Source organism: Glaesserella sp., assembly GCF_041817755.1.
In the GTDB taxonomy this organism is placed as follows: domain Bacteria; phylum Pseudomonadota; class Gammaproteobacteria; order Enterobacterales; family Pasteurellaceae; genus Glaesserella.
This window is the reverse complement of sequence record NZ_JBGYBX010000055.1, coordinates 53,854-79,102: the sequence shown is the minus strand read 5'-3', so window position 1 is coordinate 79,102 and position 25,249 is coordinate 53,854. Positions and strand designations below refer to the sequence as shown.

At 43.5% G+C, this 25,249-nt stretch carries 21 protein-coding genes; 12 read left to right on the top strand and 9 right to left on the bottom strand.

Features of this window, described 5'->3' with window-relative positions:
* Positions 1 to 85: 85 nt before the first annotated feature.
* The 3 genes from ACEYKX_RS08230 to metH all read right to left on the bottom strand — a co-directional run bounded on the left by ACEYKX_RS08230 (position 86) and on the right by metH (position 5,900).
* Complete coding sequence (locus ACEYKX_RS08230; protein WP_373766414.1) at positions 86 to 559, bottom strand: transposase; 474 nt, start codon at positions 557 to 559, stop codon at positions 86 to 88.
* A gap of 178 nt (positions 560 to 737) precedes the next feature.
* Complete coding sequence (locus tag ACEYKX_RS08225) at positions 738 to 2,150, bottom strand: HNH endonuclease (RefSeq protein ID WP_373766415.1); 1,413 nt, start codon at positions 2,148 to 2,150, stop codon at positions 738 to 740.
* A gap of 60 nt (positions 2,151 to 2,210) precedes the next feature.
* Complete coding sequence (gene metH, locus ACEYKX_RS08220) at positions 2,211 to 5,900, bottom strand: methionine synthase (RefSeq protein ID WP_373766416.1); 3,690 nt, start codon at positions 5,898 to 5,900, stop codon at positions 2,211 to 2,213.
* 269 nt (positions 5,901 to 6,169) lie between these two features.
* On the opposite strand from metH, the gene lepA reads away from it, so the two are divergent.
* The 5 genes from lepA (at position 6,170) to recO (ending at position 11,501) form a co-directional block, all read left to right on the top strand.
* On the top strand, positions 6,170 to 7,963 hold the full coding sequence (gene lepA / locus ACEYKX_RS08215) for a translation elongation factor 4 (RefSeq protein ID WP_373766562.1): 1,794 nt from the start codon (positions 6,170 to 6,172) through the stop codon (positions 7,961 to 7,963).
* Between the two features lie 80 nt (positions 7,964 to 8,043).
* Positions 8,044 to 9,078: a signal peptidase I gene (gene lepB / locus ACEYKX_RS08210; RefSeq protein WP_373766417.1), complete on the top strand. Its 1,035-nt coding sequence runs from the start codon at positions 8,044 to 8,046 to the stop codon at positions 9,076 to 9,078.
* A 105-nt stretch (positions 9,079 to 9,183) separates the two neighbouring features.
* Positions 9,184 to 9,855, top strand: a complete 672-nt coding sequence (rnc, locus tag ACEYKX_RS08205; protein WP_373766418.1) for a ribonuclease III — start codon at positions 9,184 to 9,186, stop codon at positions 9,853 to 9,855.
* 21 nt (positions 9,856 to 9,876) lie between these two features.
* On the top strand, positions 9,877 to 10,779 hold the full coding sequence (era, locus tag ACEYKX_RS08200) for a GTPase Era (RefSeq protein WP_005711218.1): 903 nt from the start codon (positions 9,877 to 9,879) through the stop codon (positions 10,777 to 10,779).
* On the top strand, positions 10,779 to 11,501 hold the full coding sequence (gene recO / locus ACEYKX_RS08195; protein ID WP_373766419.1) for a DNA repair protein RecO: 723 nt from the start codon (positions 10,779 to 10,781) through the stop codon (positions 11,499 to 11,501). Before era ends, recO begins: the two co-directional genes overlap by 1 nt.
* Here the strand turns inward: recO and ACEYKX_RS08190 are convergent, their stop codons facing one another.
* On the bottom strand, positions 11,502 to 12,575 hold the full coding sequence (locus tag ACEYKX_RS08190; protein ID WP_373766420.1) for a homoserine O-acetyltransferase: 1,074 nt from the start codon (positions 12,573 to 12,575) through the stop codon (positions 11,502 to 11,504). It abuts the gene before it with no gap.
* A gap of 252 nt (positions 12,576 to 12,827) precedes the next feature.
* On the opposite strand from ACEYKX_RS08190, the gene ACEYKX_RS08185 reads away from it, so the two are divergent.
* Entirely contained in the window at positions 12,828 to 13,718 is an 891-nt protein-coding gene (locus ACEYKX_RS08185; RefSeq protein WP_373766421.1) for a helix-turn-helix domain-containing protein, read from the top strand.
* A gap of 63 nt (positions 13,719 to 13,781) precedes the next feature.
* On the opposite strand, the gene ACEYKX_RS08180 is transcribed toward ACEYKX_RS08185, so the two are convergent.
* Genes ACEYKX_RS08180 through ACEYKX_RS08170 form a run of 3 tightly spaced genes read right to left on the bottom strand, consistent with a single transcriptional unit; the run spans position 13,782 to position 17,763 of the window.
* Positions 13,782 to 14,693: a DmsC/YnfH family molybdoenzyme membrane anchor subunit gene (locus ACEYKX_RS08180; protein ID WP_373766422.1), complete on the bottom strand. Its 912-nt coding sequence runs from the start codon at positions 14,691 to 14,693 to the stop codon at positions 13,782 to 13,784.
* A 1-nt stretch (position 14,694) separates the two neighbouring features.
* A complete protein-coding gene (locus tag ACEYKX_RS08175) occupies positions 14,695 to 15,315 on the bottom strand; it encodes a DMSO/selenate family reductase complex B subunit (protein ID WP_373766423.1) in 621 nt (206 codons plus the stop codon).
* Between the two features lie 6 nt (positions 15,316 to 15,321).
* On the bottom strand, positions 15,322 to 17,763 hold the full coding sequence (locus ACEYKX_RS08170; RefSeq protein WP_373766424.1) for a DMSO/selenate family reductase complex A subunit: 2,442 nt from the start codon (positions 17,761 to 17,763) through the stop codon (positions 15,322 to 15,324).
* A gap of 257 nt (positions 17,764 to 18,020) precedes the next feature.
* Here ACEYKX_RS08170 and ACEYKX_RS08165 point away from each other — a divergent pair, with 257 nt between their 5' ends.
* Both ACEYKX_RS08165 and ACEYKX_RS08160 read left to right on the top strand, forming a co-directional pair.
* Positions 18,021 to 18,917, top strand: a complete 897-nt coding sequence (locus ACEYKX_RS08165) for a DMT family transporter (protein ID WP_373766425.1) — start codon at positions 18,021 to 18,023, stop codon at positions 18,915 to 18,917.
* Positions 18,914 to 19,630 (top strand): vancomycin high temperature exclusion protein, encoded by a 717-nt coding sequence (locus ACEYKX_RS08160; RefSeq protein ID WP_373766426.1) that lies wholly within the window; start codon positions 18,914 to 18,916, stop codon positions 19,628 to 19,630. Before ACEYKX_RS08165 ends, ACEYKX_RS08160 begins: the two co-directional genes overlap by 4 nt.
* 75 nt (positions 19,631 to 19,705) lie before the next feature.
* Here ACEYKX_RS08160 and argG read toward each other — a convergent pair whose 3' ends face one another.
* Positions 19,706 to 21,037, bottom strand: coding sequence for an argininosuccinate synthase (argG, locus tag ACEYKX_RS08155; RefSeq protein ID WP_373766427.1), 1,332 nt, complete (start codon positions 21,035 to 21,037; stop codon positions 19,706 to 19,708).
* Positions 21,038 to 21,223: 186 nt separating this feature from the next.
* On the opposite strand from argG, the gene ACEYKX_RS08150 reads away from it, so the two are divergent.
* Complete coding sequence (locus tag ACEYKX_RS08150; protein WP_373766428.1) at positions 21,224 to 22,252, top strand: glycosyltransferase family 9 protein; 1,029 nt, start codon at positions 21,224 to 21,226, stop codon at positions 22,250 to 22,252.
* Positions 22,253 to 22,324: 72 nt separating this feature from the next.
* Here the strand turns inward: ACEYKX_RS08150 and ACEYKX_RS08145 are convergent, their stop codons facing one another.
* Positions 22,325 to 23,086, bottom strand: coding sequence for a glycosyltransferase family 2 protein (locus ACEYKX_RS08145; RefSeq protein ID WP_373766429.1), 762 nt, complete (start codon positions 23,084 to 23,086; stop codon positions 22,325 to 22,327).
* Between the two features lie 133 nt (positions 23,087 to 23,219).
* Here ACEYKX_RS08145 and yhbY point away from each other — a divergent pair, with 133 nt between their 5' ends.
* The 3 genes from yhbY (at position 23,220) to nagK (ending at position 25,243) form a co-directional block, all read left to right on the top strand.
* Entirely contained in the window at positions 23,220 to 23,534 is a 315-nt protein-coding gene (gene yhbY / locus ACEYKX_RS08140; protein ID WP_373766430.1) for a ribosome assembly RNA-binding protein YhbY, read from the top strand.
* Positions 23,535 to 23,631: 97 nt separating this feature from the next.
* Entirely contained in the window at positions 23,632 to 24,321 is a 690-nt protein-coding gene (locus ACEYKX_RS08135; RefSeq protein ID WP_373766563.1) for a phosphatase PAP2 family protein, read from the top strand.
* Position 24,322: 1 nt separating this feature from the next.
* On the top strand, positions 24,323 to 25,243 hold the full coding sequence (nagK, locus tag ACEYKX_RS08130) for an N-acetylglucosamine kinase (RefSeq protein WP_373766431.1): 921 nt from the start codon (positions 24,323 to 24,325) through the stop codon (positions 25,241 to 25,243).
* Positions 25,244 to 25,249: the final 6 nt, after the last annotated feature.

Here is a 25,249-nt window from a genome sequence, read left to right as displayed (position 1 = left end):
AAGTTGATTTCCAATTTAAGGATTTTTCTCCAAAATTGGAAACACACTTCCATTTCGTAGGGGCGGGGTTTATCCCCGCCCGTATCTATTGATAAAAACGATCTAAATGCCATTGTAATGGATTATTTTCAATATATTCCCAAATTCTCAAAAAATCTTCATCATTCCGAATAATATGCTCATAAAAACTGCGTTGCCATAATGGTTCATAAATCTGGTTATTCATCATCTCTCGATATTTTTTAGCCGTAATCCCTTTCAATTTCCGAACCAAATGTGAAAGTAAAACATCGTCTTGATTAAACCAAATGAAATGTATGTGATTTGGCATAATAACATAGTGAGAAAACTCACTTTTGGGATAATCTTTTAATAAATCGTTTAAGGTTTCATCTATCATCATTCCAATTTCATTTAAGTGCATTTTTTCATTAGCAATATCTCCAAAAAGACAATTTCTGTTTTTGGTACAGATTGTGACGAAATAGCAACCATATTGAGAATAATCGTAATGTGGTAGTCGCATATTATTACGGCGTTTGGGGAGATTGTTTTTCATATTTTCTGTATGTGGGGATATTTTCGGGCGGGGATAAACCCCGCCCCTACGAAAATTTATTAAAATTGTCGTGTTGCCAAATAGAAAATTTATAGCGGTTGAATTTGTTTGAAATTTTACAGATTTTGAAGAAAAAGTACCCATCGTGAGATAGGCGCTACTAAGGTAATTCTATACGTCAGTATAGGAATTTGAATAATTCGTTTAATTTTTTTAAATTTGCAATAGCTTGCTTTAAAATCTCTTTGCAAATTGTATCAAAAACGACTTCATCATCATTTACTATATTAGCTGTATAATAATCGGATAAATTTTCACAAACATCACTCATAAAATAATCTAAGTCAATTAATCTTAATTGATTTTGAAAATTGAGGTTTTCTCTTTGATTGCTTATACTGGAAATAATATTATTAAAATGGGCTTTTCCATTAATTTCTAATAATATCTTAAGATATTTTACAGCTATTTCTATAGGATTATTACTTCCTGGTTCTTCTTTAGAAAGGAACTTTATAGAATTAAAAATATGCTGTTTATTATTCAGCCAAAATAGCTTCATATCTTCTGATGTTTTTTGTTTCTTTAAACCATCAATTAGCATTTTATTTTGTCGATTATTCTCAAATATACTTAGTTTCTTTTCAAGTAGCTTTATAGGTGAATTAGCATCACCTTGAAGATTTTTTTTAATGTTCTCTTTATGCAGGCTAGGACTAAAATTAACGAGTACATCTTCTGGTAAGGATTCTTTAACCATACTATCATTAGGGTTTTTAGTCCTAACTAACGGGTAAATATATATTACAAAATTATTGAAATCATTCTTGCACTCTCCTATTTTAATAACATATGTAACAGTATTAAAGTATGAAAATATACTATAAATAAATCCATTATTTTTAATAAATGCGAAAGAATGCATAATACTATTCTCATCATCTTTCAGAAATGGTGGAAGTTTTTCGAGAGAAACCATGTTATCAATATCAAATTCATCATTATTAAGCAATATTTTTTTAATGCTTTTTATGTCAATATATTCTATTGTTTCACGAGAGTAGTGAGCAATAAATGTTATAGATAAATATAATATTGATTTAAAAAAATCTAATCCGCCAAAAGTGATTTCTAACCTAAGTTGATTTTTGAAAACCTCTTTTGTAGGTTCTCCTTTTTCTAAGATTTTTATATCTACACTGTGTTTCTTATTTAAGTGTTTTTTTAAATATGTAATATCTTGATGTGATGAAGTTATTATTTCATATGGTTTACCAGTCAATAGTTCTTTTTCATTTATATTATCTAATATTGAAAGAGCTATTTCACCATCAACATTCCGCAGAAAAATATCTCCGGTAATAGGATCTTCTAATTTTATTGATTTGGAATCTCCACGATCGGGTCGTATCCCAAATATATTGTTCAAAGCTCCAATTTGAGAATCAAGAAATTCAACATATTTTCCTAATGCTGAATTATGAGTTTCGCAATAAATTTTACTATTTTCTAATTGTCCTCCAAAAGACGATGGAAAAATGTGTTCCTTTGAACGTTGTGTACTATCACAAAAAATACAATATGCTCCCATGTTATTATTTTCCTTAATTTGTTAGATTAAAAGATGCGTTAACAGACTCCCCATGCATCCCTATTTCATCGCCATTCCCAACCACTTCACCATCTCTCTCTCACTCCACCCTTTACGTTTCGCATAATCCACCGCTTGATCTTCGTCAATACGCCCAAGGGTGAAATAATTACTCGCAGGGTGGGTGAAATACCAACCGCAGACACTTGCCGCTGGCCACATGGCGTAGCTTTCGGTGAGTTTCATGCCGATGCGTTGTTCCACTTCCAGTAAATCCCAGATGATCTGTTTTTCCGTGTGTTCAGGGCAACTTGGGTAGCCGGGAGCTGGGCGGATGCCGATGTATTCTTCACGGATTAAACGGTCGTTGTCTAAGCTTTCATCGGTGTAGCCCCAGACTTTGGTGCGCAGTTCAAAGTGCAGATATTCCGCCATTGCTTCGGCTAAACGGTCGCCGACGGCTTGCAGCAAGATGGCGTTGTAGTCGTCCCCCGCGGCTTTGTAGCCTTCCACTAAGTCGTGTTCTTCAATCCCGGCACAAACGGCGAACATACCGAACCAGTCTGGTTTGCCGCTGGCTTTGCCGGCGATAAAGTCGCTTAAGCAAAGGTTGTACGGGCTTTTGCTGTTTCTGCCGCGTTCGCTTTGTTGGCGGAGATTATAGACTTTGCCTGCCACTAAAGTGCGGTCAGAATTTTGATAGATTTCAATATCATCGCCTACGCTGTTGGCTGGGAAAATGCCCATAATACCGCTTGGGTTGAGCTTGTGATTTTGCTCTAATTCGTCCAACACTTTTTGGGCGTCATTCCACACTCGGCGTGCCTCTTCACCGCCTTCAGGGTAGTCGAAGGCATCAGGATAACCGCCCATTAAGCCCCATAAACGGAAGAACGGCGACCAGTCGATAAATTTCCGCAAGGTCGCAATCGGCACGTTTTTATATTCCACAATGCCTGTTTGTTTTGGCGTTGGCACTTGATAATCCGCCCATTCGCCACCGAACGCATCAAAGGCATTTTTGCGAGCCTCGATAATCGGCAACTGCTTGCGTGGCGCTTTTTTGTTGGCAAAGGATTCTTGAATTTGCTCGTACTCTTTCTTCATTCGTTCCCACAGTTCCGCTTTGGTATCTGGGTTCATCAATGCCGCACAAACTGTCACTGCACGAGAGGCGTTGGTGGTGTAAATCACTTCGTGCTTATATTTTGGATAAAGTTTAATCGCCGTATGCTCTTTGGAGGTAGTTGCACCGCCGATAATCACAGGAATATTCAAGTTCAAGCGGTTCATTTCGCCTAAGAAATATTCCATTTCGTCAAGGGATGGTGTGATCAAACCGCTTAAGCCGATAATGTCCGCTTTTTCGTCAATCGCCGTTTGAATGATTTTATCCGCAGGCACCATTACGCCTAAGTCAATCACTTCAAAGTTATTACATTGCAACACCACGCTCACGATATTTTTACCGATGTCGTGAACATCGCCTTTTACGGTCGCAATCACCACTTTACCGCTTGACGAGCCTTTCTGCTTGGTGGCATTGATAAACGGCTCTAAATAGGCAACCGACTGTTTCATTACGCGAGCGGATTTCACCACTTGCGGCAGGAACATTTTACCGTCCCCGAACAAATCGCCCACCACATCCATACCGTCCATCAGCGGTCCTTCGATCACTTCGAGCGGTGTCGGGAATTTTTGACGGGCTTCTTCGGTATCTTCAATAATGTAATTAGTAATCCCTTTCACGAGAGCGTGTTTTAAGCGTTCTTCCACCGCCCAAGTACGCCATTCGGCAACACCGCTGTCTTCATTGCTACTAGCGGTTACATTTCGGTATTTTTCTGCAATATCCAACAGGCGATCGGTCGCATCAGGACGGCGATTTAGCACTGCATCTTCAATCACATCACGCAATTCAGGATCGAGATCATCATAAATCGCCAGTTGCCCAGCATTCACGATCCCCATATCCATTCCCTGCTTGATAGCGTGGTAAAGGAACACGGCGTGAATGGCTTCACGCATCACGTTGTTACCACGGAACGAGAAGGACACATTCGACACACCGCCCGAAATTTTGGCGTGCGGTAGGCTACGTTTAATGCGACCCGTGGCGTTGATAAAGTCCACGCCGTAGTTATTGTGTTCTTCAATCCCCGTACCAATGGCAAAAATGTTTGGGTCGAAAATAATATCTTCAGGCGGAAAGCCCACTTGGTTCACAAGAATGTCGTAGGCTCGGGTACAGATTTCCACCTTGCGTTCTTCGGTGTCCGCTTGCCCCACTTCATCAAACGCCATCACGACCACCGCCGCACCATAACGGCGAACCAGTTTCGCTTGGTGGATAAATTTTTCTTCACCTTCTTTAAGGGATATGGAGTTCACGATCCCTTTACCTTGCACCGATTGCAAGCCGGCCTCAATCACTTCCCATTTGGACGAGTCAATCATCACAGGCACTTTCGCCGCATCAGGCTCAGTCGCCATAATGTTAAGGAAACGGGTCATACATTTTTGTGAGTCGAGCAAGGCTTCATCCATATTGACGTCAATCACTTGCGCACCGTTTTCCACCTGATCGATAGCAATCTCAATGGCTTCGCTGAATTTTTCTTCTTTAATCAAACGCTTAAACTTCGCCGAACCTGTTACGTTATTGCGTTCGCCCACGTTTACAAACAGGCTTTCATCATCAATGTTCAACGGCTCAAGCCCCGACAAACGCATTGCCGTTTTGATTTCAGGCAAGGCACGCGGTTTAATCCCAGCCACTACGTCCGCAAAGGCTTTGATATGTTCAGGTGTCGTCCCGCAACAGCCGCCCACGATATTTAAGAAACCGCTTTCCGCCCACTCTTTGATGTGAGCCGCCATCTCTTTCGCCCCCAAATCGTAGCCACCAAAGGCATTCGGCAAGCCGGCATTCGGGTGAACGGACACATAGGTTTCACAGATTTTCGACATCACTTCCACATAAGGACGCAACTCTTTCGGCCCTAACGCACAGTTCAAACCAAAGCTGAGCGGTTTAGCGTGGCGGAGCGAGTTGTAAAAGGCTTCGGTGGTTTGCCCCGAAAGGGTACGCCCAGAGGCATCGGTAATCGTCCCCGAAATCATAATCGGCAATTCTACGCCCAGTTCTTCAAATACTTGGTCAATGGCAAAAGCGGCAGCTTTAGCATTCAAGGTATCAAAGATGGTTTCGATCATAATGATGTCTGAACCACCCTCAATTAAGCCACGAGTTGCTTCCGCATAGGCATCGACTAATTCCATAAAAGTAATGTTACGAAAACCTGGGTCGTTCACATTTGGTGAAATCGAAGCAGTGCGGTTAGTTGGGCCAAGAATACCTGCCACAAAACGTGGTTTCTCTGGGGTGCTGTATTTATCCGCCGCAATCCGAGCCAACTTCGCCCCTGCAAAATTTAGCTCATAAGCCACCGCTTGTAAGTCGTAATCCGCCTGTGCAATGGTGGTGGAACTGAACGTATTGGTTTCAATAATATCCGCCCCAGCTTCAAGGTATTTTTCGTGAATAGAGGAAATCACTAAAGGCTGCGTCAGGGTAAGCAAATCGTTATTACCACGCAGATCCACGCTAGAGTTTTTAAAACGCTCGCCACGGAAATCCGCTTCGGTCAGTTTAAATTGTTGGATCATCGTCCCCATCGCACCATCTAAAATCAAGATACGTTGTGCAAGGGCAGTTTTTAATTGTTCAATTCGGTTGTGTTGCATAAGTGATTCCGGTTACGAAAATTAGGGAAAATGGGAGAAATGATAGGGAGGAGGGCGAAGTGTGTCAAATTTTATCTTGGCGCCAAAGTCGTTCGCTGATTTGGGTATCATACAAGCGGTCTGATTTCGTCGATTTTTTGCAAATTACAAAATTCAGGTGGAATCTTACCGCTTTCCTTTTCCTTTTTAGGCTATTTTCAGGTACAATCCGCCGATTATTTTTCTTTTATCAATAACAATACAATAGGACATTTACTGCCCTTATGAAAATGCAGAACATTCGTAACTTTTCTATTATTGCTCACATTGACCACGGTAAATCGACTTTATCTGACCGCTTGATCCAAACTTGCGGTGGTTTGTCGGATCGTGAAATGGAAGCTCAAGTGTTAGATTCTATGGATCTTGAGCGTGAGCGTGGTATTACCATTAAAGCACAAAGTGTTACTTTAAATTATCAAGCAAAAGATGGTCAAACCTATCAGTTAAACTTTATCGATACGCCGGGGCACGTTGATTTCTCTTATGAAGTTTCTCGTTCCCTTGCCGCCTGTGAAGGGGCGTTATTGGTCGTGGATGCCGGGCAAGGGGTTGAAGCGCAAACCCTTGCCAACTGTTACACGGCGATTGAGATGGATTTGGAAGTGGTGCCGATTTTAAACAAAATCGACTTACCGGCGGCTGATCCTGAGCGTGTTGCAGAAGAGATTGAAGATATTGTCGGGATTGATGCGATGGAAGCGGTGCGTTGCTCGGCGAAAACCGGTGTGGGTATCGATCTCGTTTTAGAAGAAATCGTGGCGAAAATTCCAGCCCCTGAAGGCGATCCTGATGCACCGTTGCAAGCCTTGATTATTGACTCGTGGTTCGATAACTATTTAGGCGTGGTGTCTCTCGTGCGTGTCAAAAATGGTGTGTTGAAAAAAGGCGATAAAATCAAGGTAATGAGTACAGGACAGTCTTATCAAGTGGATCGTCTCGGTATTTTCACGCCAAAACAAGTGGATACTACGGAATTAAAAACAGGCGAAGTAGGTTGGGTGGTCTGTGCGATTAAAGATATTTTAGGTGCACCGGTTGGGGATACTTTAACCCATCATCACAATCCTGCAAGCGAAGTGTTACCGGGCTTTAAAAAAGTAAAACCGCAAGTCTATGCCGGTTTGTTCCCAATTAGCTCAGATGATTATGAAGCGTTCCGTGATGCGTTGGCAAAATTGAGCTTAAATGATGCGTCGCTTTTCTATGAGCCGGAAAACTCAACAGCACTAGGCTTTGGCTTCCGCTGTGGCTTCTTAGGCTTGTTACATATGGAGATCATTCAAGAGCGTTTGGAGCGTGAGTATGATTTGGATCTGATTACCACCGCACCGACGGTAGTCTATGAAGTAGAACAAACTAATGGTGAAATTGTCTATGTAGATAGCCCATCGAAGTTACCTGCGATTAACAATATTGCGGAAATTCGTGAGCCGATTGCGGAATGTAATATGTTGTTACCGCAAGAGTTTTTAGGTAATGTGATTACGCTTTGTGTGGAAAAACGTGGTGTGCAGACAAATATGGTGTATCACGGTAATCAAGTAGCACTCACCTATGAAATCCCGATGGGTGAAGTGGTGTTGGATTTCTTCGACCGCTTAAAATCAACTTCGCGTGGCTATGCGTCGTTGGATTATGGTTTCAAACGTTTCCAAGCGGCAGATATGGTGCGTGTGGATATTATGATCAACGGCGAGCGTGTCGATGCGTTAGCATTAATCGTACACAAAGCTAATGCCCCTTATCGTGGTCGTGAATTAGTGGAAAAAATGAAAGAGCTAATTCCACGTCAGCAGTTTGACATTGCGATCCAAGCGGCGATTGGTAACCATATTATCGCTCGTTCGACGGTAAAACAGCTTCGTAAAAACGTATTGGCGAAATGTTACGGCGGTGACGTAAGCCGTAAGAAAAAACTGTTGCAGAAGCAGAAAGAAGGTAAAAAACGAATGAAATCTTTAGGTAACGTGGAAGTGCCGCAAGAAGCGTTCTTAGCGATTTTGCACGTTGGGAAGGATTAACAATAATATCCCCCCCTCAGCCTTCGGCAGCTCCCCCCGCAAGCAGGGGGAGCGATTAGATTAAGGAGAAGAGAAAACAGATGAGCAATATTTTAACCATTGGTTTTATTGCAGTATTGTACGGTGTTTGGAAGGTGTTGGATTCAATGCAACTGCCAAATACAATTTCCATTATATTAGTAGGTTTGGTCGTTATTTGTGGTGGCTTTTGGTCGTTTTACAAATTTAGTGCCGAACCTCACCGCTTGCGTGCGATTGAGCGTGAAGAAAAGCATTTAGGCAAACCGCTCTCAGCAGAAGAAAAAGCAGCGATTCAACCTCGTTCATTAGTGGGTGATTTTTTTGCGTCACTTTTCGGTGTGATATTTGTGGTAACGTTTTTACGTTCATTTGTTTTTGAACCGTTTCAAATTCCAAGCGGATCGATGGAACCAACATTACGCGTAGGTGATTTTTTGCTTGTTGAAAAATATGCTTACGGTATTAAAGATCCGATTTGGCAAAATACCTTTATAAAAACAGGTCGACCTGAACGCGGTGATATTGTCGTATTCAAAGCGCCGAAACAAGCTTTACCGGGTGAAAGAATGGGGGTTGTCACCAGTTCGGATGTCGATCAACGTTACGGTGAAGAAAATATGTCTCATGTTGACTATATTAAACGCGTTGTAGGTATTGGCGGGGATAAAATTAAATACGACTTTCATACGCAGCAGTTGACGGTAACTCACGGTGATACCGGTAAAACCATGGTATTTAAATATGAAGGTGCAAAACCGAATTCGGATTATTTCTACCATGGTGAAATGCAGGTAGAAAGAACGGAAATCGGTGATGTGACGCATCAAATTTTAAATAATCCGCAACCGTTTAATTATGAACCTTATTTCTTTCAGCAGGCGGAACAATCTGCCGGTGAATGGATTGTGCCGGAAGGACACTATTTCGTCATGGGCGATAACCGTGATAACAGTGAAGACAGCCGCTTTTGGGGATTTGTACCTGAAAAGAATATGGTCGGTAAAGCAAGTGTTATTTGGTTAAGCCTTGATAAGAAACCGAATGAATTTCCAAGCGGATTACGTTTTGAGAGAATGTTTACTTCAATTAAGTAAACAGATGTGTAGGGGCGGACCGATGTGTCCGCCCGAAAAATAAAGGTGATATGGGCGGACACATCGGTCCGCCCCTACAATGTCTATATGACATAAAATAAACTTATGCAACTAGAACGATTACAGAAAAAATTAGGTTATCAATTTGCTAACCTTGATTACCTCACCCAAGCCCTCACTCACCGCAGTGCTGCTTCCAAAAATAATGAACGCCTTGAGTTTCTTGGCGATTCCATCTTAAATTTTGCCATTGGCAAAGCCTTATATGAAAAATTCCCTAAAGCGGATGAAGGGGAATTAAGCCGTATGCGTGCGGCATTGGTGAAAGAACAGACCCTTGCGGTTGTCGCTCGTCAATTTGAGTTGGGCGAGTATATGAAATTGGGGGCTGGAGAATTAAAAAGTGGCGGCTATCGTCGAGAGTCCATTTTGTCCGATTGTGTAGAAGCGATTATTGCAGCGGTATATTTAGACGCAGGGATTGATCGGGCGATAGAGCGTGTGCATTATTGGTATCAACAGCTTCTGAATGAGATGCAACCGGGGGAAGCACAAAAAGATCCGAAAACCCGTCTGCAAGAGTATCTACAAGGGCGTAAGCTACCGTTACCGACTTACGAAGTGATTGATATTAAAGGCGAAGCACATAATCAAACCTTTAAAGTGAGTTGTAAAGTCGAAAAAGTCGATGAGATTTTTATCGGTAATGGCACAAGCCGCCGTAAAGCCGAACAAGATGCCGCATTGCAGGTGATAAAGGTTTTAGGGATAAAATAAATAATTTTTTAAGAGAACATAATGACAGATCAAAAAACATATTGTGGCTTTATCGCCATTGTTGGTCGTCCCAACGTGGGAAAATCAACGCTATTAAACAAAATTTTAGGGCAGAAAATTTCGATTACTTCTCGCAAAGCACAGACAACACGTCACCGTATTTTAGGGATTAAAACCGAAGGAGCGTATCAAGAGATTTATGTTGATACTCCAGGGCTTCATATTGAAGAAAAACGGGCGATTAACCGCTTAATGAACCGTGCGGCAGCCAGTGCGATTGGCGATGTGGATATGGTAATTTTTGTGGTGGAAGGCACAAAATGGACGGACGATGATGAGATGGTTCTCAATAAATTACGCTCGACCAAAGCCCCTGTGATTTTAGCAATTAATAAAGTGGATAATATCAAGGAAAAAGAAGAATTATTGCCACATCTGACCGCTTTATCGCAGAAATTTCCGTTTAAAGAGATCATTCCGATTTCAGCTCAACGGGGCAAAAACGTACATATTTTAGAGAAATTTGTGCGTGAGTCGCTAAAAGAAGGCATTCATCACTATCCTGAAGATTATGTCACCGACCGTTCGCAACGTTTTATGGCGTCAGAAATTATCCGTGAAAAACTAATGCGTTTTATGGGTGAAGAGTTGCCTTATTCGGTGACAGTTGAAATTGAGCAGTTTAAAACTAACGAGCGTGGCACTTATGAAATCAACGGTTTGATTTTAGTGGAACGTGAAGGGCAGAAGAAAATGGTGATCGGCAACAAAGGTCAGAAGATCAAAGTGATCGGCACCGAAGCCCGTGCAGATATGGAACGTCTGTTTGATAATAAAGTCCACCTTGAGCTATGGGTGAAAGTCAAAGCAGGGTGGGCGGACGATGAACGTGCGTTAAGAAGTTTGGGTTATATTGACGAATAATGATCGAACAGTGGCAACGTGGCTTTGTGTTACATCGCAGAGAGTACAGTGAAAGCAGTTTGCTTGTTGATTTTTTCACTGAAAATCACGGGCGTATAACCTTACTTGCCAAAGGGGCAAGACGACCACGTTCACCATTGAAATCTGTTCTTCAACCCTTTACTCCGTTACTGCTGAAATGGACGGGCAAAGGGGATTTAAAAACACTCACCAAAGCCGAACCGGCTTCCTTGACCTTACCTATGCAAACACTGGCACTGTATAGCGGTTTTTATGTCAATGAAGTCCTTGTAAGAGTATTGGAAAATCACACCGCTTACCCTGAGTTATTTCAGCATTATCTGCACTGTATGACAAAGTTGGCAAGCCGACCGAATGAAATTGAGCCGATCTTACGCACCTTTGAATTTCATACGCTACAAGCGCTCGGTTACGGCATTAATTTTACACATTGTGCGGCAACCGGCTTACCCGTAGAGCCGCAAATGACCTATCAGTTCAGTGAAAATAAAGGCTTTATCGCTTCTCTGTTACAAAATAACTATACCTTTATCGGCAAAGATTTATTGGCTTTTGCGGAAATGGATTTTTCAGAGAAAGAAACCTTACAGTCGGCAAAACGCTTTACCCGTATTGCCTTGAAGCCCTATTTGGGATCAGCGCCGCTTAAAAGCCGAGAGCTGTTTCAGTCTGTATTGCCGAATAGGTTGAAAAGCGTTTAATTACTTCGCAATTCCTTTCTTAATCATCTCTTCAAAAAACGGGTAATCGACTAAAAACGCATCGTGTCCGAAGTCGGAGTGAAATTCGTAAAAATCGACGGTAACTCCGGCATTTTCCAAACGCTGTTTACTTTTATGCAGGTCAACCTGTTTAAACAGTTGATCACTCGTGACCCCCACGAGCGTATAGTTGGCTTGAATACGGGAAAGCGCTTCTTGTTCATTCGCATAGGTTAAAGCCGGGTCGTAAAGATCCATGGCTCTTAATAACCGCAAATAACTGTTGGCATCAAAGCGATGGAGAAATTTGATCCCTTGGTAACTGAGATAAGATTCTACTTGGAAATGATCGCCCCAAATTTCTCCCGTTTGTTTGGTTTCTCGCCCAAAAGCTTTAGCCAATTGCATATCGGTGCGATAAGTCAGCATGCCAAGCATTCGAGCGATCTTTAAACCGTTGTCGGGCGGTGTGCCGTGATAGTAATCGCCGTTGTTGAAATGCGGATCATTAATGATCGCTTGGCGCATCACGTGATTAAACCCGATGGCTTCCGCACTTAGGGTTAATGAGGAACAAAGATTGACGATATTGCGTACTTGTGTCGGGTAATCAATCGCCCATTGTGTCGCTTGCATGCCACCAAACGAACCGCCGACTACCGCTTGTAATCGGGTGATACCGAGTTTGTCGAGTAAGGCTTTTTGTACTTTGACAATATCTTGCACGGTAATAATCGGAAATTGACTGCCGTAAGGTTGATGTGTTTGCGGATTGGTTGAAGACGGTCCGGTGGTTCCTTTGCAACCGCCGAGCACATTAGAACAAATAAAAAAGTATTTATCGGTATCAAAGGCCAATCCCGGACCGATAAAATCTTGCCACCAACCTTTATCCGCAGGCGGTGCATAATAGGGTTCGGCATCTCCCGTGAGAGCATGGCATAACAGCACGGTATTGCTTTTATCCGCATTCAACGTGCCGTAGGTTTGATAGGCTACATGGATCGGCGAAAGCGTTCCACCCAAAGTCAGTTCAAGGGGTGTTTCATCAAAAAGAGTTATCTGCTGTGCCATAGTGATCCTTGCAAAAAAACGGCAAAAAGTGACCGCTTGTATTCAGTGGAATGCCGTTAAGTTTACGAAAGCAGAGTACTTTGTCAAGAAATTTTAGCCATCTAAACGTCTAGATTTTTAAACGGCTAAATACAAGCGGTCGGATTTAATCGATTTTTTACAAATAAGTTGTTTTTATTCGATTTTTATCCGTTTATACTCAAGTTAACGTTGCTTAATATGATCATTTTATTATTCATACTATAGAGGAGCATGATGGACTATTTAGACAGATTGATTGAATTTGCACATATTAAAGGAGAAATCAATATTTTGTGCCGTTTCAATGGTAGCTGGCAAGTGAATAATGTTCAGAGTAAAGATCTATTGGGGGTATTCCATATCGTTTCGAAAGGGCAGTGCTGCTTGCGTTTGGAAGAGCAGTGTTATCATCTTAAAGAAGGCGATGTTTTTTTCTTACCCTATGGTTCGGCACATATTGTAGAAAGACACCTCGAATCGGAACCGGATCCGTTGCGGATTGATATACAGCAAGAGTACGGTGCATTTACGCTTTGTGCAAATAACCACTTAGTGCATGATTTTGAAATGTTTTGCGGTTATTTCCATTATTCCAGCCCGTTGTCCCGTTCTCTCATTTCTTTACCGCAATGGTATTTATCTACGGCAAATCATTCTATTTTGTCGTTATTAGCCATGTTGCGCCAAGAGACGATACCGGCACTAGGCGGCAAAGCGGTTGTGAACGCCTTGTCTAATGTATTGTTCACTTATTTAATTCGAGATTATTTAGCCCGTCATCAGGTGAAAGAAGGCATTTTAGCGGCATTGCAAGATAGCCGTTTAAGCTGTGCGGTCAATGCGATGTTGGAGGATCCTGCTCAAGAGTGGACGATGGAAAGCCTTGCTGAGTGTTGTGCAATGTCAAGGGCGACGTTCATTAAGCAATTTAAAGAGAAAACGGGGATGTTGGCAGGACAATTTTTAACGGAACTACGAATGCAAAAAGCAGAAAGTTTGTTGAAATACAGCCAAAAAAGTATCCGGCAGATTGCGGCAGAAGTGGGATATAGCTCGGAAGCGCATTTCAGCAAAACATTCAAACGTTATTATCACTGTTCGCCGAGCCAGTTTAGAGCTTAACCTTTGCCCCTTCCCCCTTCCCCAGTAAATAGGGGAAGGGAAGTTAAAGAAACGCTATATAAGTTAGCCCCCTAACGCTTTCAATCCTACCGTCATATGTAATCCGTAAAACAAGGTTCTAGCGAGTAATTCGCCGATCAGGATTAACGCAAATCCGCTGAAGCTGGTAAGTGCGGTGCGTTTTTTCAATGAAATCAATAATAGAAGAACCCCGGTCGCGATCAATCCAAAACGGATAAAGGTGATAGTGAAATAATCAGGCACGAGATCTAATGCCGTGAAGATTGCCGTTTTTACCCCGGTGAGATATTGATAGTTCAAGTAGGTGCTAATTGCAGCGGTAATCGCGCCAACTATCGCAATGCCGACAAAAGCTTTTTGTAAGTTTTCACCGCAACGTACCGCTTGTAATAAACCGACCGTCAAAGCAGAACCTGCCAATACTACCGTTAAGAAAAAGGATACGGGCGTATAGACGCTGTTCCACGTCGGCACGGTTGGGATTAGGTAGAGTTTTGCCATTGCCCCGATAAAAATTAAACCTGAAATAGCAACCACTATGCGTCCTAACGGTTGCCATGCGGTCGGCAGTTTGCTTTCAATGGATGAAACCATGCCGACAAGCGGTACGTTCGGGCGATCTTTTTGCAAATAACGGCTGACCGCTAACGCCCAGTAAGCACCGCCAAGGGCAAAGAATAGTGAGCCGGTGGCGATTTCATTACTTAAATCCGACGCACCGACACGGTTTAACGCATTAAACGCCCGTTCGGGTGAACCTAAGTGGGTGGTGGACGCAATAAAGCCGATTGCCATGATCAGCCAAAGTGCGGTCATAATGTAGTGAGTTTTATTGGCTTCCGTTTTACCTTTTGGTGTCGCAAGCAGGAAGGTCAGTGCAATAAATGCCCCGACAACCGTTTGAGCCAACACGGTAAAAAAGACGAGTGGTAGTTCGTGTAATCCGGCTCCCATTTTAGACCTCCTTCGGATTGGCTAAGAAACCGCCTTGATAGTCGGTCGGTTTGGCGTTGTTATTTAAACGTAATGCAATGTTCGGCTGGGTGTAGCTCGAATCAGGCAACGGCGCGACATCACGAATTTCTCCGTATTTGGCTTTCAGTTCATCCATCGGCAATAAATCTAACGCACGCAACGGACAAGATTCGACGCACATTGGTTTTAAACCTTGTTCTACACGTTCAAAACAGCCGTCGCATTTGGTCATTCTGCCTAGTTGTTGGTTAAATTGTGGTGCGCCGTAAGGGCAAGCCATTGAGCAATATTGACAGCCGATACAGACTTCTTGATCAACTACCACAAAACCGTCTTCGCGCTTGTGCATTGCACCGCTTGGGCAAACGCTCGCACAAGCAGGGTTGTCACAATGATTGCAGGAAATCGACAGATAGTAAGAGAACACATCTTGCGTCCACGCTTCGCCCTGTTGTTTCCAACCGCCGCCGCAGTATTCGTAAATACGGCGGAAGCTCACATCAGGGGTTAAATCTTTATAGTCTTTACACGCCAGTTCGCAGGTTTTACAGCCCGTGCAACGTTGCGAATCGATGTAAAATCCGTATTGTTTTTTACTCATAACTTATTACCCCTTCACCACTGGTTCAATTTCAACTAAGTTCGTATGTTGTGGATTGCCCTTTGATAACGGCGACGGGCGTTGTGTCGTTAAAACGTTAAAGCTACCGTTATGATCCACCCGTTTTCCGTCAGGCATATACCAAGCGCCTTCACCCATTGCGGTAACACCAGGCATAATACGCGGTGTGACATTCGCCATGACACGCGTTTCACCACGATCATTAAAAATCCGCACCATTTCACCGTGTTTAATGCCACGTTTTTCGGCATCAAGCGGGTTGATCCAAACGGATTGTTGCGAAGCCTGTTGTAACACATCGACGTTGCCGTAGGTGGAGTGAACACGGGATTTATAGTGGAAACCAACGAGCTGTAACGGATATTGCTCACGTTTCGGATCGTCCCAGCCTTCAAATTGACGGGCATAAATCGGCAATGGGCTAATCACATCACCTTCAGGCAATTTCCACGTTTCAGCGATTTTCGCCAAACGTTCGGAATAGATCTCAATTTTGCCCGATGGGGTGGTGAGCGGATTTGCCACAGGGTCTTCACGGAATTTTTTGAACGCGACCATATGCCCTGCAGGATCTTTCTGTTTGATAATGCCTTTTTCTCTGAACTCTTCAAAACTGAACTGTTGGAAGAACGGATTTTTCTCTTGAGTAAGTTTATAGAGATGGCGTAACCACTCTTCTTGGGTTCTGCCTTCGGTAAACTGCTCTTTCACCCCCATTTTTTCCGCAATGCCTGCCAAGATTTCATAGACCGGTTTACATTCAAATTGTGGTTCAATCGCTTTGTCGGCAAAAATCACATAGCCCATATTGCCCGCTGAGCCGTCCATACAGAAGTCCATCTGCTCTGATGTGGTGCAATCGGGTAAGAGAATGTCGGCACATTTGGCGGTTGAAGTCATATGGTTATCAATCACCACTAACATTTCGAGCATACTTTCATCTTGTAGAATATCTAAAGTACGGTTAATGTCTGAGTGTTGGTTGATAATACAGTTGCCTGCGTAGTTCAGGATAAACTTGATCGGCTGATTGAGCTTCTCTGCACCTTTTAAACCATCGGTTAAAGCGGTCATTTCCTTGCCGCGCGTAACGGCATCAGTCCACATAAAGATAGGAATTTTGGCTTTAATCGGGTTCTCGCCCACAGGCAAACGCACAAACGGCATCGTATAGAAACCTTCACGAGATCCGCTGTTCCCACCGCTAATCCCCACGTTACCCGTTAAGCAGGCTAACATTGCGATAGCACGGGCGGCTTGTTCACCGTTGGCGTGGCGCTGTGGCCCCCAACCTTGACAAATATAAGCAGGTTTTGTAGTCGCAATTTCACGCGCAAGGCTGACAATGCGCTCTTTTGGAATGGCGGTGATTTTTTCTGCCCATTCGGGTGTTTTTGCCGTTTGATCGTCCCCTTGCCCTAAAATATAGGCTTTGTAGTGAGCATTCGGTTTTGCCGAAGCAGGTAAGGTTTTTTCGTCATAACCGATACAATAAGTATCAAGGAAGGCTTGATCGACCAAGTTTTCGGTAATCATCACATACGCCATACCTTCCACTAATGCCGCATCGGTTCCCGGGCGGATCGGAATCCACTCGCCACGACCTGCAATAGTGTCGTTATAACGTGGATCGATCATAATAGTTTTAGCTTGCGAACGTTCCGCCGCTTGTTGATAAAGGTAAGTCACGCCACCACCACTCATACGGGTTTCCGCAGGGTTATTACCGAAATAGACCACCAGTTTGGAATTTTCAATATCCGTCGGGCTATTGCCTGCATTACTGCCGTACATATAAGGAATGGCTTCAAAAATTTGGGCGTAGCTGTAAGTGCCGTGATGTCCTAAACAACCGCCGATACTGTTCATAAAACGGCTGGAAATACTGCGTGGCGGCGGATAAGACGCAGCAACCGTTGCCCCTAGTGTACCTGTGGCAAACGGCAAATAAAGACTTTCGTTGCCATATTGGGCGATAATACGTTTTAAATTGGACGCAATTTCTTCAAAGGCTTCGTCCCAAGTAATGCGTTTAAACTTACCTTCGCCACGTTTGCCGACCCGTTTCATCGGATATTTCAAACGGTCCGGGTTATAGACACGACGACGCATTGAACGCCCCCTTGCACAAGCACGCACTTGGTGGAAATCACCGTAATTGTCTAAACCGAGATTATCGGTTTCCACATATTTAATCACGCCGTCTTGAACGTGCATACGCAACGGACAACGGCTGTGGCAGTTTACGGTACAAGCACTCCAAACAAGTTTTTCATTCGCCGTAGAAGCGGTTGGTTTTGGATTAGCTTTTGCAATTGGAATTTGAACGGCACTTGCTGCAAGCGCCGCTCCGCTTAATGCAGCCCCTCCTTTGAGAAACGAACGTCGTTCCGCCGAAAAATGGCTGCTGTCTGATTGATGTTTCATATCATTTCCCCACAAAATAGAAAATTGACCCGATTAAGTCATTCGTAGGGAATATAGAGATTTCCGTTGATGAAGTTTTGACGATTATCAAATTGCTCGGGAAGTTAGACGATAACGCTTTAGGTTGAGATTATTTCATTATTTATTTTTCTATATAATGGAAACGGCGTTAAAAAGAGCAAAATAAGATCCGACTTGCAATTTCTATTAGCTCGGCTATGCTAATTGCTATCTGATTTCTTGTTATTTAAGCTTATATGTCCAATCATCAACCCGTTAAAGGGGCGATTGCGATCATCACGGCAGGCGTGTTGTTTGCTTGTGTGAATACGTTAATCCCTAAACTTACTTCGGTATCGACCATTGATGCCAGCGTGATTGCTTTAGTGCAATACCTTGTCGCCTTTGTTTTTTTAATGCCGAGTATGGCGAATATGGGCTTTTTTCAGTCCTTAAAAACCAAACACTTTGGTCAACATTGCTTTCGAGTGTTTTTATCTGCAATCGGAATCCAATGCTGGACGATGGCGCTTGCGTATCCTATCCCGATTTGGCAAGGTATCGCCTTATTAATGACCTCACCGCTGTTTGTGACGATCGGTTCGGGGCTGTTGCTCAAAGAAAAGGTCGATGCTAAACGCTGGATGGCAACCGGTTTGGGTTTTATCGGGGCGATGATTATTTTGGAACCGTGGTCGGAAAATTTTGATTGGGTGGTCTTGTTACCTGTCGCAGCGGCTTTCTTTTGGGCATGCTATTCGTTGATGGTCAAAAAATTATCGGTAGAGGATTCCCCGACCACCATGGTTGCCTATTTGTTTATTCTAATTACGCCGTTTAATCTATTGATTGCACTCACGAATTTAAGTCCGACAGGGTTTAACTTACCGTCATTCAGTGATTTCGGTTGGCTGATTTTATTAGGCTTTTTTACGGCATTGGCTCAGTTAGCCGTGGCGAAAGCGTACAGTTTGGCGGATGCCTCTTATATTCAACCGTTTGATTTTATTAAATTACCGTTGAACGTTTTAGCCGGATGGCTTGTCTTTAATTGGGTACCACCGGGAAAATTGTGGTTAGGCGCGGCGATTATTATCGGGGCGACAATGTATATTACTCATGCGGAAACCAGGTTAGCAAAAGATCAAAAATGAAAGAACAAACCACGACACACAATATCGCACAAGAAAGTAAAGCGGTTACATTGAGAGTTAATGTAATTCGCTATGTGTTGCGTCTATTGAAATGGGGATTGTGGTTAATGTTTTCCTTGGGGTTATTGATGTTGGCGATTGACTTTGGTACAGGTTATATTGTGAGAGAGGCGATCTATCATGATGCCGCTCAAATACCGAAAAGAGAATATGCCGTTGTGCTGGGAACGGCAAAATATTATCCGTCCGGTTCGCCTAATTTATATTACAAGTATCGGTTAGAAGCGGCTAAGCAGCTGTTCGACCGCCAAAAAGTCCACTATTTATTGATGAGCGGGGATAATCGTACCGCTTATTATAATGAACCGAAGATGATGACCAATGATTTGTTGAAAATGGGCATTCCTGCGCAAAATATTAAGCAGGATTACGCCGGATTCAGTACGTTGGATTCGATCATTCGGGCGGATAAAGTATTTCAGTTGGAGCCTTTCGTGATTATTTCACAGCAATTTCATTGTGAAAGAGCGCTGCTGATTGCGAAGTTTCGACGTATTGATGCCATTTGCTATGTGGCGAAATACCCGGATTCACATTACAAAGTTCGGATTCGAGAGTTTTTTGCACGGACGGGCATGGCGCTCAATTTATTAATCGGAGCGGATGCCACAACTTTAGAGCCGTCTCAAATTATCGAGCCGACGAGAAAATAACATTTAATGTTACTGACTTATCGAATGTCACAAAAAAGCACACCGAATGGTGTGCTTTTCGATTACAAGGTAAAACTATTTGGTTCCTAATTGCGGAATCACATTATTTTGTACGGAGAGTAATCCGGTTTCCGAGTAAATACCTAATTTACCGCGGGTGTCTACGATGTCCAAATTACGCATGGTAAGCTGGCCGATACGGTCTGCCGGCGTAAACGGCGCATCTTCCACTTTTTCCATACTTAAACGTTCCGGTTCGTAGGTGAGGTTCGGGGATTCGGTGTTAAGAATCGAGAAGTCATTGCCGCGACGCAATTCTAAGGTCACGGTACCGGTAATCGCTTTCGCCACCCAACGTTGAGCTGTTTCACGCAACATTAACGCTTGCGGATCAAACCAGCGGCCCTGATATAACAGACGACCTAAACGTAGGCCGTTAATACGGTATTGCTCGATCGTGTCTTCGTTATGAATACCGGTAACTAGACGCTCATAAGCAATATGCAGTAAAGCCATTCCCGGCGCTTCATAAATACCGCGGCTTTTCGCTTCGATAATACGGTTTTCAATTTGGTCAGACATACCTAAACCGTGACGACCACCGATACGGTTCGCTTCCATAATCAAGTCAACCGGATCGTCCAAACGTTTTCCGTTTAAGGCAACCGGAACGCCTTCTTCAAACGTGACCGAAACGGTTTCAGGTTTGATTTCAACGGATTCGTCCCAAAACGCAACACCCATAATCGGTTTGACGATTTTGATGCCGGTACTGAGCAATTCTAAGTCTTTAGCTTCATGAGTTGCGCCGAGCATATTAGAATCGGTTGAGTAGGCTTTTTCGACCGACATTTTATATTGGAAACCGTTGGCAATCAGGAATTCGGACATTTCGTGGCGACCGCCGAGTTCATCGATAAAGGTTTGATCCAGCCACGGTTTGTAGATTTTGAGTTTAGGGTTGGTTAACAAACCGTAACGATAGAAACGCTCAATATCGTTTCCTTTGAAGGTTGAACCGTCGCCCCAAATGTTGACGTCGTCTTCTTTCATGGCTGCGACCAGCATGGTTCCGGTGACGGCGCGACCAAGCGGAGTGGTATTAAAGTAAGGGATACCGCCGGTTGAAATGTGAAATGCACCGCATTGAATCGCCGCGATACCTTCGTGGGCAAGCTGGGTACGACAATCAATTAAGCGGGCGTTTTCCGCACCGTATTCCATCGCTTTTTTCGGGATGGCATTATAATCGTCTTCATCCGGTTGACCTAAGTTTGCGGTATAGGCATAAGGCACGGCGCCTTTTTGACGCATCCATAATAAGGCGGCGCTGGTATCCAAGCCGCCGGAGAAGGCGATACCGACTTTTTGACCGAGAGGAAGGGTTTCTAGAATTGTGGCTGACATATCGTTTCCTATATTTTTGAAGAATGTGAAGAAATGAATAATATTACGCAGAAAGAGGTTTGCGTTCAGGGTCGGTATTCTAGCGGAAAATCGGAAAAATTAAAGTACAAATCATGTAGCGTCGCTGGAGAAAATGCCGACGGACGATTAAAATAGCCTAAATAGTTCTAACAGGTAGAATAAACAATGCAAAATATTTTAGTCATTCGAAATGACAAAATCGGTGATTTTATGGTGGCGTGGCCGGCTTTCGCCATGCTGAAGAAATCGTTACCCCAAGCGAAAATTACCGCATTGGTTCCCCAATATACGGCACCGCTGGCAAGACTTTGCCCGTACATTGACGAAGTGTTGTCGGACAGTACGGACAAACAGAATCCAAAAGAAAATCAGCGGGTTTTAAATGATGTCGTTGCCGGTCGGTTTGAGGCGGTCATTTGTTTCGTCTCCGATTGGTATAACGCCAAATTAACGTGGAAAAGCGGCATTCCGTATCGTTTGGCGCCCGCCACGAAATTGTTTCAATTTCTTTATAATCATCGTTTGACGCAGCGCCGTTCCCGCTCCGAAAAAGCGGAATCGGAATATAACGTGGATTTGGTACGGAAATTTTTGACGGATCATCGAATACCGATTGTCGAACCTCATCCGCCTTATTTAACCGTTGCGCCTGAACGAATTGAACAGCAAAAAGCCAAGTTAGCCGCGCAGTTAGGGTTGTCTTTATCAAAGAAATGGTTATTTGTGCATAGCGGTACGGGCGGCTCGGCGAATAATTTATCCTTGGAACAATATGCGGAGATGATCAACGGGATCCTCGGTGCATTTGATTGCCAAGTCGTGCTGACGGCGGGACCGAATGAAGGCGACAAGGCGCATATTTTGCAAGGGTTGGTGAATCATCCGAATGCGGTCGTTTACGATAAAAATGACGGTTTGACGGACTTTGTGCATTCATTGGCTTGTGCCGATTTATTTATCGCCGGTTCAACCGGTCCGTTACATATTTGCGGTGCGCTGAATATTCCGACGATCGGATTTTATCCGAGCCGATTATCCGCTATTCCGCGCCGCTGGCGACCGATAAATGACGCTGACAAACACATTGCGTTTACACCGCCGATGGGTAAAGCGACGGAGAAAAATTTAACGTTAATTTCGATTCCGACGGCGCTGAAAACGATTTTGCCGTTTATCGGCAAAATGTGGGCGTAAATACAAGCGGTCGGTTTCGTCTTAAAATTTGCAAAATGCCAAGCAAAACAGACCGCTTGTTGCGTATAGCGTTCACTTTTCGCGCGTGCGGTTCCATAAATCGGCGTATTTGACAAAGGTCGAATGCGCCGAGAGTACTGCCAGTAAGAAGCCTTGTTTTCCGTCTAAAAAACCGGCCTTTAATAGATACATTTTCACAAAGCAACCGACGGCATGGGTGACACCTTGAAGCAGCGAGCCTTTTTTACCTACGCCGGCTTTCTGTATTGCCCAAGCTTTAGCGTAGCCCGCCGATTTCACCAAATAGTGGTGGATGTCTTTATACGTAAAATGCAACAGGTCGCCTTTCAGTTTTTTCACTTGTGCGTTTTTCGGGTAATGTACTTTTTCGTGAACCAATTCATCACCGTAAGCCGCAAAATCCGTACGATATAAACGCACAACGTAATCCGGATACCAGCCTGAATGGCGAATTTTCCGTCCGAACACCTCACTTAAACGCCCAAGTTGGTAAACGGTATTTTTTTCATCGTTTCTGACCGCTTGTTGAATGGATTGCGCCAGTTCCGGCGTGACGCGTTCATCCGCATCCAGCCAAAGCACGTAATCGCCGGTGACATATTGTTGAGCGATTTGGCGCTGTTTGCCGAAGCCTTGCCAGTCAGTGTGTTCAAAGAATTTGGCTTGATATTCGAGAGCGATGGCTTTGGTGTTATCCGTACTACCGCTGTCTAAAATGACAATTTCATCCGCCCAATCTTTGACGGTTTCCAAGCATTGTGCGAGATCTTGCGCTTCGTTTTTTACAATCATTGCAACGCTGAGTGTCGGCATAGCTGATCCTTTTTTATGTCTAAAATGAATATTTGACATGATAACACAATCAATTCTGACTTTGAAAACGGGGATATTTGTGTTATTTTCAGCAGGATTTTTATTCCTATTTTTAAACGAAAGGCAACATTCAATGTCAATTCAATTAACAACAAAACAAAAACAATATCTTAAGGGTTTGGCGCACCATTTAAATCCGGTTGTGATGCTCGGCGGCAACGGATTAACGGAAGGGGTTCTTGCAGAAATAGAGAATGCCTTGGATCATCATGAATTAATTAAGGTTAAAATTGCCGGTGCGGATCGTGAAATGAAGCAGCTGATCATTGACGCTATCGTGCGGGAAACAAAAGCGGCGGAAGTACAAACGATCGGACATATTTTGGTACTTTATCGTCAAAGTGAAGAGAAGAAAATTATATTGCCGAGATCCACTAAAGCTATTTGATTGGTAAATTATTCATAAGTAATGACCGCTTGTTGTAGGCGGTTTTTTTGTCGGAGTTTATTCAGTGTTAAAAAAACTTTCCTTTTATACCTTTTTAATGTTACTTGTGCCATTAGTTACATGGGCTATCGGCTGGCAATGGTCGTTAGGCATTGAGTATCGTTCGTTCGATCTTGATTATTGGTTGTTTATCTTAACGGAAACGGGCTCAACGCCTTATGCGTTGATCACTTGCGTACTGTTTATGTTATGGCTGATGTGGCTGGCGCGCAAACGCTATTCGTGGGTGTTGATCGGCTTTATTTGTGCGACGTCCGTGATTGGGACGCAAGCGATTAAAGAAGGTGCGAAATCGATATTTAAAGAGCCGCGTCCGTTTGTTACGGAAATGTTCCAAACTCAAACGGAAAGTTTTTATGCCTTGCCGAAAATCGATCAAGAGAAAGAAGTTTTGAAATTTGCCAAAACGGATGAGAATTTTGCGGTACTGCATCAAGCGGATGAGCTGGGCTATTCTTTCCCGTCCGGTCACACGATTTTTGCGGTGTCGTGGATGTTGGTTTTCGCCGGTTTATTGCTCGGTTTGTCAGGACAAGCGGTCTCTTTCGCACAAATTTTTGCAATTTGTTGGGCGGGTTTGATGTTGATCAGTCGTTTACGCTTGGGAATGCATTATCCTATAGATCTTTTTGTCAGTACCTTGATTGCATGGGGTTTCCATGCGGTGCTGTTTATTTGGGCGGTTCCTTATTTAGAAACTTTCAATTTATTTAAAAAGCGAGGCTAATATGGCGTTTTACTATGGTTTAGATATCGGCGGTACAAAAATCGAACTTGCGGTATTTAATGAAAAATTGGATAAATTATATACCGAACGGGTACCGACGCCGCAAACCAGCTATGAAGATTGGTTGAATACGGTTGAAACCCTTGTGCGTAATGCCGATGCGAAATTCGGTGAAGAAGGTAAAGTCGGATTGGGTGTTCCCGGATTTGTCAACCATAAGAGCGGATTGGCTGAAATGGCAAATATCGCCGTAGTACACGGTAAGCCACTGTTAAACGATTTAACGGTTCGTTTGGGACGCGAAGTCCGAGCGGAAAATGATGCAAACTGTTTGGCGCTTTCCGAAGCTTGGGATGCAAGTAATCTGCAATATGAGACGGTATTAGGGTTTATTATCGGTACCGGTTTCGGCGGCGGTATTGTATTAAACGGTAAAGCGCATTCCGGTCAAATCGGGATGGCAGGCGAGGTCGGCCACTTAAAACTGGACTATCAGGCATTAAAATTGCTCGGTTGGGACAAAGCGCCTGTTTATAAATGCGGATGTGGTCAAACGGCATGTTGGGACAGCTATATTTCCGGGCGAGGTTTTGAATTCTTATACCGCGATTTGGTGGGAGAGCAAATTGATGCGAAAACGATTATTCAGCGTTTTTATGATAAAGATCCGAAAACCGTTGAGTTTGTCGAACGTTACATTCAATTAATGGCGATTGCCGTTGCGGGGTATATTACCGTATTGGATCCCGACATGATTGTTTTCGGTGGTGGTTTGTCGAATTTCGATTATATCTATGAAGCCTTACCGAAAGCCTTACCGCCTTATTTAATGCGTAATGCGGAGGTGCCGGTGATTAAGAAAGCTATCCATGGGGATTCGAGCGGTGTTCGTGGTGCGGCGGCACTGTTTTTAGATAAATAAATGATG